The sequence below is a fragment of the Pseudomonas sp. 9.1(2019) genome (assembly GCF_009910445.1).
GTDB classification, from domain to species: domain Bacteria; phylum Pseudomonadota; class Gammaproteobacteria; order Pseudomonadales; family Pseudomonadaceae; genus Aquipseudomonas; species Aquipseudomonas paraversuta.
The window spans coordinates 713,474-728,368 of record NZ_VBWF01000011.1 but is presented as its reverse complement, the minus strand read 5'-3'; the positions used below and the strand labels follow the sequence as shown (position 1 = coordinate 728,368).

At 58.7% G+C, this 14,895-nt stretch carries 14 protein-coding genes and 1 rRNA gene; 9 read left to right on the top strand and 6 right to left on the bottom strand.

The window, feature by feature from the left end; genetic code table 11:
- Nucleotides 1-150: 150 nt before the first annotated feature.
- The 4 genes from rrf to FEZ21_RS22315 all read left to right on the top strand — a co-directional run bounded on the left by rrf (nt 151) and on the right by FEZ21_RS22315 (nt 4,042).
- Nucleotides 151-266 (top strand): 5S ribosomal RNA (gene rrf, locus FEZ21_RS22330).
- 210 nt (nt 267-476) lie between these two features.
- Nucleotides 477-1,136, top strand: coding sequence for a paraquat-inducible protein A (locus tag FEZ21_RS22325; RefSeq protein ID WP_003439736.1), 660 nt, complete (start codon nt 477-479; stop codon nt 1,134-1,136).
- Complete coding sequence (locus FEZ21_RS22320) at nt 1,123-1,746, top strand: paraquat-inducible protein A (RefSeq protein WP_003439738.1); 624 nt, start codon at nt 1,123-1,125, stop codon at nt 1,744-1,746. The genes FEZ21_RS22325 and FEZ21_RS22320 overlap by 14 nt, the downstream gene beginning before the upstream one ends.
- Nucleotides 1,739-4,042, top strand: coding sequence for a PqiB family protein (locus FEZ21_RS22315; RefSeq protein ID WP_160628428.1), 2,304 nt, complete (start codon nt 1,739-1,741; stop codon nt 4,040-4,042). Before FEZ21_RS22320 ends, FEZ21_RS22315 begins: the two co-directional genes overlap by 8 nt.
- 75 nt (nt 4,043-4,117) lie before the next feature.
- On the opposite strand, the gene mksF is transcribed toward FEZ21_RS22315, so the two are convergent.
- The 3 genes from mksF to mksB are packed head-to-tail and all read right to left on the bottom strand — an operon-like array spanning nt 4,118 to nt 8,884.
- Nucleotides 4,118-6,958 carry an Mks condensin complex protein MksF gene (gene mksF, locus FEZ21_RS22310; RefSeq protein WP_160628426.1) on the bottom strand — a complete coding sequence of 947 codons (2,841 nt, stop codon included), beginning with the start codon at nt 6,956-6,958 and terminating at the stop codon, nt 4,118-4,120.
- Nucleotides 6,955-7,617 (bottom strand): Mks condensin complex protein MksE, encoded by a 663-nt coding sequence (gene mksE, locus FEZ21_RS22305; protein ID WP_003439743.1) that lies wholly within the window; start codon nt 7,615-7,617, stop codon nt 6,955-6,957. The genes mksF and mksE overlap by 4 nt, the downstream gene beginning before the upstream one ends.
- The gene (gene mksB, locus FEZ21_RS22300; RefSeq protein ID WP_003439744.1) at nt 7,607-8,884 is read right to left on the bottom strand and encodes an Mks condensin complex protein MksB; all 1,278 of its coding nucleotides are present in this window, start codon (nt 8,882-8,884) and stop codon (nt 7,607-7,609) included. The genes mksE and mksB overlap by 11 nt, the downstream gene beginning before the upstream one ends.
- Before the next feature lie 177 nt (nt 8,885-9,061).
- Here mksB and FEZ21_RS22295 point away from each other — a divergent pair, with 177 nt between their 5' ends.
- Nucleotides 9,062-9,838 (top strand): energy transducer TonB, encoded by a 777-nt coding sequence (locus tag FEZ21_RS22295; RefSeq protein WP_160628423.1) that lies wholly within the window; start codon nt 9,062-9,064, stop codon nt 9,836-9,838.
- On the top strand, nt 9,831-10,283 hold the full coding sequence (rimI, locus tag FEZ21_RS22290) for a ribosomal protein S18-alanine N-acetyltransferase (RefSeq protein WP_003439747.1): 453 nt from the start codon (nt 9,831-9,833) through the stop codon (nt 10,281-10,283). Before FEZ21_RS22295 ends, rimI begins: the two co-directional genes overlap by 8 nt.
- A 146-nt stretch (nt 10,284-10,429) precedes the next feature.
- Here the strand turns inward: rimI and FEZ21_RS22285 are convergent, their stop codons facing one another.
- Nucleotides 10,430-10,846 carry a serine kinase/phosphatase gene (locus FEZ21_RS22285; protein WP_127196081.1) on the bottom strand — a complete coding sequence of 139 codons (417 nt, stop codon included), beginning with the start codon at nt 10,844-10,846 and terminating at the stop codon, nt 10,430-10,432.
- Nucleotides 10,847-10,966: 120 nt separating this feature from the next.
- Here FEZ21_RS22285 and can point away from each other — a divergent pair, with 120 nt between their 5' ends.
- The gene (can, locus tag FEZ21_RS22280; protein ID WP_003439749.1) at nt 10,967-11,611 is read left to right on the top strand and encodes a carbonate dehydratase; all 645 of its coding nucleotides are present in this window, start codon (nt 10,967-10,969) and stop codon (nt 11,609-11,611) included.
- 88 nt (nt 11,612-11,699) lie between these two features.
- Here the strand turns inward: can and FEZ21_RS22275 are convergent, their stop codons facing one another.
- Nucleotides 11,700-13,118, bottom strand: a complete 1,419-nt coding sequence (locus FEZ21_RS22275) for a short-chain fatty acid transporter (protein WP_010657332.1) — start codon at nt 13,116-13,118, stop codon at nt 11,700-11,702.
- 181 nt (nt 13,119-13,299) lie between these two features.
- Here FEZ21_RS22275 and FEZ21_RS22270 point away from each other — a divergent pair, with 181 nt between their 5' ends.
- Nucleotides 13,300-13,464, top strand: coding sequence for a metallothionein (locus FEZ21_RS22270; RefSeq protein WP_081481326.1), 165 nt, complete (start codon nt 13,300-13,302; stop codon nt 13,462-13,464).
- Between the two features lie 55 nt (nt 13,465-13,519).
- Here FEZ21_RS22270 and FEZ21_RS22265 read toward each other — a convergent pair whose 3' ends face one another.
- Nucleotides 13,520-13,744 carry a DUF6555 family protein gene (locus tag FEZ21_RS22265; protein ID WP_003439751.1) on the bottom strand — a complete coding sequence of 75 codons (225 nt, stop codon included), beginning with the start codon at nt 13,742-13,744 and terminating at the stop codon, nt 13,520-13,522.
- A gap of 215 nt (nt 13,745-13,959) precedes the next feature.
- Here FEZ21_RS22265 and FEZ21_RS22260 point away from each other — a divergent pair, with 215 nt between their 5' ends.
- Complete coding sequence (locus FEZ21_RS22260) at nt 13,960-14,844, top strand: Dyp-type peroxidase (RefSeq protein ID WP_003439752.1); 885 nt, start codon at nt 13,960-13,962, stop codon at nt 14,842-14,844.
- Nucleotides 14,845-14,895 lie beyond the last annotated feature (51 nt).

The window sequence follows — 14,895 nt, the reverse complement described above, 5'->3', positions numbered from 1 at the left end:
CCCAAGCAATTTGCGTTCTTGATGACAAGAACAGACAAGTTGCGGTGTGTGAAGACGATACAAACCGAAAGTTTGCATAACACACAAATCTATTACATACCCATTCGCTGGAACGTTGACCGTAAGGTAAACGCGCTTGCTACCGAATTTCTTGACGACCATAGAGCATTGGAACCACCTGATCCCATCCCGAACTCAGAAGTGAAACGATGCATCGCCGATGGTAGTGTGGGGTTTCCCCATGTGAGAGTAGGTCATCGTCAAGATTAAATTCCAAACCCCCTGTCTGCTCACGCAGACAGGGGGTTTGTTTTTGTGCCGAGAAAAGTTGCAACATGCCTGGCCGCAACAAGCTGCAACTCGGGCACTGCGTGCCCAGATTCACCTGCAGCTCAAGTCCTACAAATATGCACAGTTATTTTGTAGTCCGCGCACTAGAATAGGCGCAGTCATTTTCTGAGCCCGAGACTCCCTATATGCCAGATCCGGTTGACCCCCAAAGGGTGTCAGATCTACCGCTGGACGAGTTAGTGGCCTGCCACGAGTGCGATCTGTTGATGCGCAGGCCACATCTCGCTCTCGGCGAAAAAGCCCAATGTCCGCGCTGTGGGTATGAGCTCTATGCTCATCGGCACAAAGTCGTCGAACGCAGCCTCGCGCTGGTGATCGCCGCTTTGCTGCTCTACGTGCCCGCGAACTTTTTGCCCATCATGCAACTCAATCTATTGGGCCAGGCGTCGCAAGACACGGTCTGGAGCGGTGTGCTTGGCCTGTTCAATACCGGCATGCAAGGGATCGCCGTTGTAGTCTTCCTGTGCAGCATGGGAATTCCGCTGCTCAAGCTGCTATGCCAGCTCGTCGTGTTACTCAGCATTCGCTGGAACATAGGCCGTAGCTACGGGCTGCTCATTTACCGTATTTATCACCACTTACGTGATTGGGGCATGCTTGAGGTGTACCTGATGGGAGTACTGGTGGCGATTGTGAAATTGTCCGACCTTGCAGAGTTGAGCCTCGGTCTTGGTTTAACCTGTTTTGTCAGCTTATTGCTGGTACAGGTCTGGCTGGAAGTTGTGATGTCGCCGCACCAGATCTGGCAGGCATTATCCGGGGAGGATGTCCATGCGGGCGATTGATGCAGGTATCTTGATCTGTGGCGAGTGTCACGAGCTGAACAGACAAGACCCCGAGACCGACGAGCAAAGCTGTACCCGATGTGGCGCTCTGGTACATGCGCGTCGTCCCGACAGCCTTATGCGTACCTGGGCATTGCTGTTAACCTCGGCCATTCTCTACATTCCGGCCAACCTGCTGCCCATCATGACCGTCAACTCTTTGGGCCAGGGTTCCCCGAGTACCATCATGGCGGGTGTCATTGAGCTGGTGCAGCACGGCATGATCCCGATTGCGGCCGTGGTATTTGTGGCCAGTATTCTGGTGCCAACCTTCAAGCTCGTCGGCATCGCCTTGCTGTTGTTTTCAGTGCAACGCCGTCAGCCGCTGTCAGCCCGGCAACGGATCATCATGTACCGCTTTATCGAATTCATTGGCCGCTGGTCAATGCTGGATATTTTTGTCATCGCCATTCTGGTGGCGGTGGTGAATTTTGGACGGATAGCCAGCATCGAGGCCAATCTTGGTGCGGTGGCTTTTGCCAGTGTGGTGGTATTAACAATGCTAGCCGCTGTAACTTTTGATCCCCGACTGATTTGGGATAACACGGAGTCGGACGACGACCATGAGTGACTTGCCTACCGCTAAAACCCGCCCGGCTTCCAACTGGTCGGCGATCTGGATTCTCCCGCTCATTGCCCTGATCATCGGTGGCTGGCTGGGATGGCGTGCCTATACCCAGACCGGAATCGACATTCAGGTGCGCTTCGAAAGTGGCGAAGGCATCGTCGCCAACAAGACTGAAGTGGTCTACAAAGGCATGCCCGTGGGCAAGGTCAAAACCCTGGCTCTGGACGAAGCTGGCCCGAGCAACGGGGTCATTGCCACCGTCGAGATGGATAAAGACGTCGAGCAGTACCTGAGAACCAACACCCGATTCTGGCTGGTCAAACCCAGCGTCTCTCTGGCGGGTATTACCGGCCTGGAAACACTGGTATCCGGCAATTACATCGCCGTCAGCCCGGCAGATGGCGAGTCAACGCGCAAATTCAAGGCCTTGTCACAAGAGCCGCCTCTGTCTGACGCCAAGCCAGGACTGCACCTGACGCTCAAGGCAGACCGCCTGGGCTCGTTGAACCGGGGCAGTCCGGTGTTTTACAAACAGATTCAGGTTGGTCAGATCAAAAGCTACGTGCTCTCTGAAGATCAAAGTACGGTCGAGATCAAAGTCTTTATCGAGCCGACTTACGCCAACCTGGTGCGCAAACACACACGTTTCTGGAACGCCAGCGGCATCAGCATCGACGCCAACCTTTCAGGGGTGAAAGTGCGCAGTGAGTCTCTGGCCAGCATTGTTGCCGGAGGCATAGCCTTCGCGACGCCGGAGAACCGTAAAGACAGCCCGCCAACAGACACAAATCTACCGTTCCGGCTGTATGAGGACTTTGATGCCGCGCAGGCGGGGATCAAGGTCAAAGTCAAACTCAGTGACTTCGAAGGCCTGCAGGCAGGCCGTACACCGGTCATGTACAAAGGTATTCAGGTCGGTAGCCTCAAGGCCTTGAAAGTTGACCCGGACCTCACCAGTGCCAGTGCCGAACTGGCCCTTGATCCGCTGGCGGAAGATTACCTGGTGCAGGGCACCCAGTTCTGGGTGGTAAAACCTTCCATTTCGCTGGCCGGGATTACGGGGCTGGAAGCTCTGGTGAAAGGCAACTACATCGCCATTCGCCCGGGAGACAAAGGCAGCACACCGGAACGCGAATTCATTGCGCGGCCCAAAGCACCACCGCTGGATCTGCGCTCACCGGGTCTGCACATGGTGCTCTTCACCGATAATCTGGGATCACTGGATGTCGGCAGCCCGATTCTCTACAAGCAGGTCAAGGTTGGATCGGTCCAGAGCTATCAGTTCTCCCGCACCAAGAAGCAGTTGGTCATTGGTGTCCACATCGAGAAAGAATACGAAAACCTGGTGAACGCCTCGACCCGTTTCTGGAATGCCAGCGGCATCACGCTCACTGGCGGATTGACCGGGGGGATTCAGGTCAAGAGTGAGTCCCTGCAAAGCCTGATGGCCGGCGGGATTGCATTCGAAACACCGGAAGCCACGGCGCCCCTGCAAAAACGCATCCCTCGTTTCCGCCTGTATACCGACCGCGACGCGGCGATGCAGCAAGGTGTCGCTGTAACAATCAAAGTGGCACGTGCCGACGGGCTGCGCAGCGGTACGCCGATTCGTTTCAAAGGTCTGGATGTAGGCAAGATCGAAAGCATCGACCTCAGTGACGACCTGCAGTCGGTCATGCTCCAGGCCCGTATCACCGAAGTGCCGGGGCGGATAGCACGGGTGGGCAGTCAATTCTGGGTCGTCAAACCCGAGCTTGGATTGATGAAAACCGCCAACCTGGAAACCCTGGTCACCGGTCAGTACATAGAAGTGCAGCCTGCTGCCCGGCAACTGGGTCCGCAGACCAGCTTTGTCGCTCTGGATCAAGCCCCGGAGGCTGCCGTCTCGCAAGCCGGGTTAAGCCTGGTGTTGAGTGCGGCACGCCGTGGTTCGCTCAAGGAAGGGGTACCCGTGACCTACCGTGAAGTTACGGTGGGCAAGGTCACTGGATACGAGCTGGGCAATACCGCTGACCGTGTACTGGTGCATATCCTGATCGAGCCGCGTTACGCGCCATTGGTTCGCACTGGCAGCCGCTTCTGGAACAGCAGCGGCTTTGGTGTCGATTTTGGTCTGTTCAAAGGCGCCACAATCCGTACCGAGTCCCTGGAGACCCTGGTCCAGGGCGGTATCGCATTCGCTACCCCGGATGACGGCAAGATGGGTAATCAGGCCCGCCCGGAGCAAACCTTCCCCTTGTTCGACAAGTTCGAGGACGAGTGGCTGCAATGGGCACCGAAAATCCCGTTGGCTAAATAGCCTTCAGTTGCACCCGCTTAACAAAAGACCGCGATCAATGATCGCGGTCTTTTGGTTTGCAGCGCATTTCAGGTTTCAGACCTCATCCAGCTCCGGCTGTTGAACCGGTACGCCAGCGACCGGTTGCACTTCGTCATGGCGACGAATGTACTTCCAGTCATCCTCGTCGATGTAAATCCCGTTCGGGCCGCTGCCGCCTTCAAGGTCGATGGCTACGTGGGCACAGACCTGCGGCTTGACACTGGCCAGGATAGGCACAAACCCCAGCTGCAGACTGGTTTCCAGCAGCGCGGTCTGGTTCTTCTCGTCGATGTCGGCCGCTTCGTCGAGGTAGTACGGCAGTCGAATGCGCCCGGCCTGATCGCGGTCCATCAAGTGCAGCAACAGATACATGTTGGTCAGCGCCTTGATGGTCATGGTCGTACCGTTGGACGCAGCACCGTCGATATCGGTATGGATCACCGGCTGGCCATTGACCTTGGTGATCTCGAACGCCAGCTCAAACAAATCCTTGAGCCCCAACTGGTTATGGTTTGCCGCTACCAGTCGCGCCAGATACTCCTTGGCCTCTTCGTTCTTGTTGTCCTGCTCGGCGCTCTGGCTGAGGTCGAACACCGACAGGGTTTCGCCTTCTTCGTACTGACCGGCGCTGTGGATAATCTGATCGATATGCTTGAGCGCTTCCTTGTTCGGTGCCAGCACGATACGGAAGCTTTGCAGGTTGGAGACCTGACGCTTGTTGATCTCGCGGTTGAACAACGCCAGCTGGTGTTCAAGGCTGTCGTAGTCACTGCGAATATTGCGCAGGGTGCGGGCGATGTCAGTCACGGCTGCACGACGGGCCTTGCCCAGGGTCAGGGCTTCTTCGGTGCGGTGGGCATAAGCGTTGATCAGCAGTTGCAGGCGGCGCTCCATGTCGTCTTCGCTGTCGAACTTGGCCACTCCCTTCAACCGCACCTGGGCATATAAGGCTTCGATCTGCCCGTCGCTGCGCAGCAGACTTTGCCAGCTGTCCTGATAGTCATTGAGCAGCGGCAACAGGTTGTCCATCGAGTCGTCGACCGGGTCCATGAACGGCGTGCCGAACGGCAGGTCGGCAGGCAGTAACTGACGACGGCGCAGGCTGTCATCCAGGGTGCGCTGCTTGGCTTCCATGTCGCCGATCTGGCGGCCCACCAGCTGCAGCTTGGCCGACAGTTGTTGCACCCGTTCGGTGAACGCATCGCTGGAGCGTTTCAATTCGTCTTGCGCACCTTCGGCCTGGGCCAGTTGCTCAAGCTTTTCGCCTTCCTCGGCACTCAACGTCTGACTGCGGCGGAAGTCTTCCAGCGCCTTTTGTGCGTCCAGCACCTGTTGATACAGTGATTCAGCTTCGCTCTTGCTCGCCGCCCGGTCAGAGGTCACGGCCTGCTGGGTTTTCAGTTGTTTGAGTTCTTTTTCCAGACGCTCTTTGTGCTCGCGCAATGCCGCGCGGTCCGCCAGTGCCTGCAGGGCCGGCGGCTCGATATGGCCAAGATCGATGCTAAGCCCTGGCGCCTCAAAGCGCTCACCTTTGAAGCCGGCGAGGATCAGTTCCAGGGATTTGACCCAGGCATCGCTGTCATCCAGGGCAATGCCGTGCTCACCCAGCGGCAGGCTGAACAGGGCGCTGTTGAACAGGCGCATCAGGCGCTCTACATCCTGTTGCGAAAACTCTTCGCGCAGACGGGCGTAGCTGTTGTTGTCGGCGTGGTCGAGCTGCTGCTTGACCGACTTCAGGCGTTTTTCCAGATCCCGCAGGCGCTCATCCAGATCCTCGGCGCTGAATTGACGCGACTGGGACAGGGCCCCGGCCAACTCATCATGGGCATCCTTGGCGGCCAGCAGCTGCTGCTCCAGCACTTTCACATCGTCAACCAGGGCAAAGCGGTGCTTGAGCACTGACAGCTCACCAAGCCAGCGCTGTATACCGCTGATTTCCCGCTCCAGGCGCATCAGTTCCTGGGTGCTGCTGCGTTGATCGTTTTGCAGCGAATCCTGTTCGTTGCGGTAATGCTCGGATTGAATCAGCAACTCTTCCTTGCGTGCCCCGGCGTAGTCTTGCCAGGTGCCGAGCAGAGAATCCAGGAGCGGCGACAGGCGATGCAGCTTGCCGCGCAGCAGATCACGCTGGCGAACACCGGCGGCCAGCGCTTCCACCAGAGGCCCGGCGCCCACCAGCGCGTTGTAGTCCTGCTCCATGCGGCGTACGTCGCGGAAGGCTTCTTCACAGGCGGCAATGTAATCGACGCTGCCCGAACGCAGGCTGTGCTCAAAGGCATCGAGGAACAGTTGCTTGAGCTTGGCCGCAGTGATTTCGCGCATGTGCAGCAGGTTGATAAACAGGGCGCGGAACGTCTTCATGCTCTGCTCGCTGGTGGAACGCAGCGGGATCAGCGTCAGGTCCAGCGGAATCGAGGTGTGCCCGCCCACCAGCAGACGGCGCAGTTCGTCGGGCTTGAGCTCATAGGCCTTGAGACCATTGCGCTCAAGGTTGGTGAACAGCTCCTTCTGCCGCAGGCAGGTGTCGTCTTTCTGATAATGGGCCAGGTCCAGTTTGCCTGCGTAGGCAAAGAACTGGTGACCGAAGCCGCCACCCGGGCCACGGCCGACCACGCCGATCACATGGGGGCCATGGGGCAGTGAGACTTCGACGAGGATGTAGCTGGTGTCGGACGCAAAGTAGAAGCGGCGCGACTGTTCGAGGCTGTACTTGCCGAAGCTCATGTCTGACATGCGCGCCAGAATCGGGAACTGCAAGGCATTGATCGAAGCTGATTTGCCGAGGTTGTTGGCACCGTACACCGACAGTGGGTGCTCAAGCGGGAAAAGGCCCAGGCTGTAACCGGCGGTATTCAACAAGGCAAAACGGCGTATTCCGTAGCGTTCCTGGCTCATGCATCCATCTCCTGTTGCTCGGCGGCAATGGCGCGTGCCAATGCGGCTTCTTCGTCCTCTTCCTCGGGCTCAGCGTCATCGTCGATCAACACCGGCGTGGGCAGCGGCAGAATGCTGTGCAGGCTGGCGGCCAGATCGCGGTCTTGCTGAACCGACAGGCAAACATCCAGGAAGCGGTGCATCGGCGGCAGAAAACGGTAGATCCCGGGCTCTTCGCTGGCGAATCCGAGCTGGGTCATGCGGCGCATGATCTTTTCTTCCAGCTCTTCGTGGGAAGTGACCTCCGCCTGTACAAACAGATCACGGTATTTATCCAGCAGCGCAGGCAGCTCATCGCGGCCCAGGCTGCCACCATCGAGCACGGCAATCGGGTCGCGACCCTGATCGGCCAGATGCTCGACGATGATAAAGGTGAACAGTGCCAGGCGTTGTGCGGTCTTGTTCACTTGCGCGGTGGCGGTGTCGGGCACGAAGTAATAAAAGCCGCGGGTATCACACACCAGCTCAAAGCCCAGTGCCTTGAACAGGGCGCGGTACTGATCCTGAAAGTTTGACAGTTGCGCGTACAGCTCCGGGTCACGACGGCTGACGTGGTAACCCTTGAACAACTCGCGAAAGATCGGCGCAAGTTGGGACAGTTCTGACAGATCAAGATGCATGGAGAGGGCTCGCTGTAGTCTCGGTTGCGTCTTCGTTGCGAGAAAGCAGGGCGAAGGAACGCAGGCTGACCAGATGTTCGTGGGTGTGATAATCGCGGCGCTCCAGGCGTTCGCGCACGAAGCGTTTTTCCCGTGACAGGCGGGAGAACCAGTACAGCAACTCGTCGGTGTCACCGTCTGGCTCCTGTGCCAGCAGCCAGTTCATCAAGTCCGGCATTGGCAGCGCGTCGCTGCAACGATCGAGCATTTCCTTGACCGTACGCGGCGCTTTGGGTGTTTCGCCCCGGTGGGCTTTATGCGCCTTGGGGAAACGTGCCGGTTTTGCTTCGAAGCGGGCCAGCGCATACACGTAGGCCTCCACCTGACTGGCGCTGCCCAAAAAGGTACTTTGCGGGCGCGTGAACATCGGCATCGAGGCTTGCGGCACGGCGTCCAGCCCTTTGCGGCGGATGGCTGCCAGCGCCAGTGCGGCGCCACGGGTCACGGCATTGTGCCGGCGCGCCTCTTCACGCAGCGGCAGCAACAGCTCGCGGGCATGGCGCAAAGTCAGCTGGGCGCTGGTTTGCATCTCAAGGATCCGCGCATGGGTGCGCAGCAACATGTCGTCGTCCACCAGATGGCCGAGTCGCTGTTGCTCGCTGAGCATGCGCAGCAATACGTTTTCAACCTTGCGCACGCCTTGCTCGAAAGCACCGTCGGCGTTGACCAGCTGGATCATGGGCTCGACGTATTCGTCCCACGTTGCCAGAACCTCGGCATAACGCTGGCGCAGCGGGATCTGCCGGTCGCTGGTCTTGGCCCGCTCGGCTACCGCGACCAGGGCCTGTTCATCATTGGCGAGTTTTTTCAGCACATCGCGAACGCGCATATCGAGCAAGCGCAGCTGGCGCGCCAGATCATGACCGTCACGGATGTCGAACGCATCCTGGATGTACCCCGCCAGACGCTCCAGATGACGCAGATAGGCTTCGATCTCCAGGCACAGGCCAAGGCGGTGCTCGCGCCTCAGGTAGGCCAGAAAATCGAGGATCTGTGCATTTAACTCAAAGCGGTTCGGGCTTTTGGCGACCGGCACCAGAATATCCAGCCGGATCCAGCTGTCGAGGACGTTGGTGATGTCCTGTGGCGTGCTATCCACTTGATGGATAGCCAATTGCAGACGTAGTTCGCTGAGGCTCAACGTGCCTTGGTCGAAGTGTTCACACAAAGGCTCAAGGAGTGCCCAGTGCTCGGCAAGGGCACGTAATACGCGCTTGGGTTCGATCATGGGAGGGCCGGTCAATTGGCAATGAAAGTTCGCGATTGTACTGCAACGTGCCGTCGAGTCATCACTTGACGATCAGAGGCGCAACCCGCCGAGCATCCGTTTTTCATCAACGGGGGGCGGGAAGGGCAGAAGGGCGGTAGAATTGCCTATCTTTAGTTATCCACAGATGGCCGCCCCTTGTTGAACGAGTCCCGCCGCCGCGCGTATATGACTGCCATGCAGGTGGTCAGCTGGTTACCGCGCACCGAATTGCCATTTGCCGCGCCTTCGCGGCCCGAGCTGCTGGTGCTCCTCGAGGCGCCCGCAGAGCCCGTGATTACGCGGCCTGCGGTCAAGGCAGTGGCGGCTGCGAGCGCGCCTGCAGAGCGGCCAAAGATCGAAGTGCCCCGGCCTTCGATCTCTGTGCGTGCGGCCAGCAAGCCCGTGGTTGAAGCCGAACCGGTACCGGTCACGCCCAAGGTGGTGCAACTGCCGCCGCCGCGCTTTGCCTTGCAGTTGCTGCGGGCCGGGCGTTGTCTGGTGCTGGTGGAGTTACCCACAGGCAGCGCGTTCCAGAGCCGTGATCCGGCGTATTTATTGTTAAAGGACATGTTGCGCGCTGCCGGTCTGCCCGACAGCCCGCAAATCATTGGCGAGCCCGTGCGCTGGCCGTTGTTGCGCCGGGGCAATGTCGACCAGGGGCCGGAAGCCGCGCGGGAATTCGTGCAGGGCTTTGTCATGGCCCGTCTCGAAGAGGCCGAGTGTGCCTGCTTGTGGCTGGTGGGGCTGCCAGCGGTGCGTTTTGCCGGTGAGGCAGACGCGCAAGCGTTTAACACTGAACTTGCAATTGAAGGGCTGGGCTGCGCATGGGCGCTGCCGGGTCTGGAACTCTTAATGGATGAGCCACAACGCAAAGCGCATGTGTGGCAAGCCATGCGCCGGCTGATGGCGCGCTGGAAACAAAACGATGAGTGACGCTGTAACCTTTCGCCCGATGACCGAGGCGGACCTTGAAGCCGTATTGAAAATTGAATACGCCGCCTTCAGCCACCCCTGGACCCGCGGTATTTTTCTCGACGGTCTGGGGAAATACCAGATCTGGCTGATGTTTGAAGGCGAGCAGCAAGTGGGCCACGGGGTGGTGCAAATCATCCTCGATGAAGCACATTTGCTGAACATCACCGTCAAGCCGGAAAGCCAGGGCCGTGGCCTGGGACTCAAATTGCTCGAGCACCTGATGTCCATTGCCTATGCCAACAAGGCCCGGGAGTGTTTCCTGGAGCTGCGCGACAGCAACACGGCTGCGTTCAAGTTGTATGAGCGTTATGGCTTTAACGAAATCGGCCGCCGCCGTGACTACTATCCGGCGGTTGGCGGACGTGAAGATGCAGTCGTGATGGCCTGCACCCTGGTCGACTGACCCGCACCGCCACCCTGCAGGAGCTGGCTTGGCAGGATCTGGCTTGGTAGGAGCCGGCTTGGTAGGAGCTGGCTTGCCAGCGAGCTTTTAACAACATACAGCTCGCTCCTGCAGGTGGGGTGGGAGCTGGTTTGCCAGCGATCAAGTCATTCAGGTTTGCGCCCCACCGGATCTATATCTGCCAGCTCCGCTTCGTCCAGGCCGTGGCCTGCGCCAATTTCACTTTCCTTGACCACGCTCAGATCCCAGTCTGCTGCGCCACCCCGTTCTTCCACTGCCTCGTAGGCATCCCGTGCTCCGTCCTCGGGTATCAGCATCTGCGCATCCAGATCATCCGGGTCCGAGCCATTGCCCGGCAGTGCCGCTCCGCTGATTTCCCGGTTGCGCGGGCGATTGTCACCAATATGGCGCTTGTACTCTTCATCGGTCACCAGATCATCCAGCGACTCGCGGGTATCCTGGGGGTCGTCAAAGTCCAGCGGTTCAACCGAGCCCATGCGGTCTTCCATATCGTCGATGTCCTCGGGTTCTTCTGCTCCAAACGGACGACGTGAATCAGTCATGGTAATTCCTCATAATGTGAGTCCTGTTACGGTGGACTCTAGACGATCCTGAAGATTCCACGTGACCCCGACCAGCGGTTGGCTGTCAAAGCAGCGCATCAACTCTTGAGGCTTCACAGCATGAACGAACTACAAGACCTGATTGATAACAACGAACGCTGGGCAGATGCGATCAAGCAGGAAGATCCCGAATTCTTTGCCAAACTGGCCCGCCAGCAAACGCCGGAATACCTATGGATTGGTTGTTCGGATGCGCGGGTACCGGCCAACGAAATCGTCGGCATGCTGCCTGGCGACTTGTTCGTACACCGCAATGTGGCCAATGTGGTGCTGCACACCGACCTCAACTGTCTGTCGGTCATCCAGTACGCAGTGGATGTATTGAAGGTCAAACACATTCTGGTCACCGGCCACTATGGCTGTGGCGGGGTGCGGGCTTCGATGAAGGACCAGCAGCTGGGTCTGATCGATGGCTGGCTGCGTTCGATACGCGACCTGTATTACGAGAACCGCGAGATGCTGGCGCTGTTGCCGACCGAGGAGGAGCGCGTCGACCGTTTATGCGAGCTCAATGTGATCCAGCAAGTGGCCAACGTGGGTCACACCAACATTGTGCAGAACGCCTGGCATCGCGGGCAGAAGCTCTCGGTCCACGGCTGCATTTACGGCATCAAGGACGGCCGCTGGAAAAGCCTGAACACCACCATCAGCGGGTTGGACCAGTTGCCGCCGCAATACCGCTTGCGCCCGGCAGGGGCTGTGTGAAACGCCCCCGCAACCTGTAGCCGCGAGCTTGCTCGCGATGGCAGCCCTGAACGCCGGGGTTGCCATCGCGAGCAAGTGTTTTTCGCTGTTACGGCATCACTGGCGGCGCGTAGGTCAGCGTGGTCCCCAACGCCCACAGCAGAAACAGCACCAGGGGCGTATGCACCAGCAGTTGCACGAATGAAAAACCAATCAGGTCCCGTGCCTTCAATCCCAGCACGCCCAGTAGCGGCAGCATATAGAACGGGTTGATCAGGTTCGGCAAGGCTTCGGCCGCGTTGTAAATCTGTACGGCCCAGCCCAGGTGGTATCCCAGATCATTGGCCACCTGCATTACATAGGGCGCTTCGATAATCCATTTGCCGCCGCCTGACGGAATGAAAAAGCCCAATATCGCCGAATACACCCCCATCAACAGGGCATAGGTGTCATGGGAGGCGATCTGCACGAAGAAGGACGAAATGTGATGGGCCAGGGTTTGTCCGTCAGTGCCTTTGACCACCGTCATCAGCGCGGCAATCGAGCCATACAGCGGGAACTGGATCATCACGCCAGTGGTGGTGGGCACCGCGCGGGCTACCGCATCGAGAAAGCTGCGGGGGCGCCAGTGCAGCAGCGCGCCGAGCATCAGGAACAGGAAGTTATAGGTGTTGAGCCCCGAAATGGCGCTAATCGCCGGTTTGGTCGAAAACTCATGAAACAGCCAGCCGCCAGCCAGCAGTACCAGCAAAATGGTCAGCAGCGGGCTGTACTCCAGCCATTCGCCGGGCCGGGTACGCGGGGGCAATTTGGGTGTGCTGAAGGTCGGGTCAATTCCGCAGGCGGCGGCATCACGTGCCGAGTCCGGGCCCGGAGCCGTTGCGTAGGCAACGATCAGCGAGACCACCACCAGCGCCGCCAGCAATACGCCGGACTGCCACAAAAAGATGGTTTCAGTGAACGGGATGACCCCGGTAATCGACAGGATCGACGGCGGCAGACTGGCCGGGTTGGCCTGTAGTTGCGCGGCAGATGACGACAGGCCCAGAGCCCAGACTGCACCCAGCCCCAGGTAGGCGGCGGCACCGGCGGCGCGATAATCCATGCGCAAGTTGGTACGCCGGGCCAGTGCACGTACCAGCAGCCCGCCAAACACCAGCGACAGGCCCCAGTTGAGCAAGGATGCAACCATTGAAATCAGGGCCACCCAGCACACTGCCTGGCGCCCGTTTTTCGGGACCTTTGCCAGCTTGTCGATGAGTTTCACGGCGGGCGGTGAACTGGCGACCACATAGCCGCCAATCACGACGAAGGCCATTTGCATGGTGAACGGGATCAGGCTCCAGAACCCGTCGCCGAATGCCACGGCGGCGTCGGTGGGTTTGGCACCCATCGCCATTGTGGCCAGCGCCACCGTGATCACGGCAACGGCGGCAAATACCCAGGAGTCGGGGAACCAGCGCTCGGCCCAGTTCGAGCAGCGCAGGGCAAAGCGGGCAGAGCGGCTGTCTGCAATCTCAGCGGCCATGGAAAATACCTCAGTGTTCTTATGATTATTGAAGGGCCGGTTTCAGCCTGGCGTGCACAATAAATCAATTCGCAGGTATTTCCGATGGGATAAAGGGTGAACCAACGCTCGGGGTCTACAGTCACTGACTATAAGCGGCAAGCCTGTCGCTTTGTGACGACCAGACAACTTGGAGTTCAAGATGAAAGAGCACACATGTGACTGTCCGAACTGTAATTGCAAGGTAGGCGCCAATGGCATTGAGCGCGATGGCAAGCACTACTGCTGCCAGGCCTGTGCTGACCATCACCCCAAAGGCCAGGCGTGCGCCACCTCCAGCGGCTGCCATTGTGGTGACAAGGGGTAATCAGCCAAACCTCGCGCAGTTCTGCACTGCGCGAGTCCTCTGGCGAAGAGCCGACTCAAGTGGCTCGCCACTTCACATCCGCAACACCGTGTTTTTCCACTTCCAGACGGCTGGATTTGTTCTCGTTTTCACGACCTGGCCGGCCGATACGTACCACCCCCGCATCACACCCAGCCCAATGCCACGCAACGGCGTTATCCATGCGCGCCAGGCGGATGATGAAAGATTTAGGGGCCCCGTGCAGTGTGTATTCAATAACGTAAAGCTTTGCCGAATTCATGATTCAAAAAAACCTCCCTGTGGTTTCTAAGTGAGTCTCTGGTCATAAAAAAATTCCGTTTAAATGACAAAGGGCGAGGTGTTCTTCGACCCGGGTATCGCCAGCGAGCAGCATTGCTATGCACACCTAGGGTAGCCCTTAACAAAAATAACCCCCCGATCTGCGAAAAGGCGCTGCTGCAGGGGTAAACTCCCGGCTTTCCTGAAGGAGTTTCTATGAGTCTTTACCAGCCTGGCATCCTCGCCAAACCCGTACCCTCCCAGGGGCGCTACATGTTTTTTGCCCTCAAGTCCGTAGAAGCACTGCCGGCAGCGCTCGACGTTCTGTCGCAGTGGGTGGATGGCAAAAGTGTAGTGGCAGGCTTCGGGTCGCCTCTGGTAATGGCCCTGGGCGCGAAAGTTCAAGGTTTGCGGGTGTTCCCGGCACTCAATGCCATGGTTGAAAACCCGTCGACCCAGCACGCACTGTGGCTGTGGTTGCTGGGTGATGACCGCGGCGAACTGCTGCATCGCAGTCAGAAGATCGAGACCGCGCTGGCGTCTGCGTTCAACGTGCTGCAAGTAACCGAAGGCTTCCGCTACGGCTCCGACCGTGACCTGACCGGTTATGAAGACGGTACCGAAAACCCGGTGGACGAAGCGGCGGTAGAAGCGGCCATCGTGGCCAATGCCGGCCCGGGCCTGGACGGTGGCTGTTTTGTCGCGGTGCAGCAGTGGCAGCATGATCTGAACGGTTTTGCCGCGCTGCCCCAGGCCGAGCAGGACAACATCATCGGCCGTCGCCTGAGCGACAACGAAGAGCTTGAAGAGGCACCGGCTTCGGCCCACGTCAAACGCACCGCCCAGGAGAGCTTCTCGCCCGAAGCCTTTACCGTGCGCCGTTCCATGCCGTGGACTGAAAACGGCAAGTCCGGGCTGATGTTTGTCTCCTTCAGTCGCACCCTGAATGCCTTCGAAGTTCAGTTGCGTCGGATGAGCGGTCTTGAAGACGGCATCGTTGACGGCCTCTACCGTTATAGCCGGCCATTGAGCGGCGGTTATTACTGGTGCCCACCGCTGAAAGACGGGCGTATGGATTTGAGCGCGGTTCGCCCGGCTTAACCCTGTAGCGCATTTCTTGTAGGCGCCGCCGGACGCAGCCTGGTTCCTCGT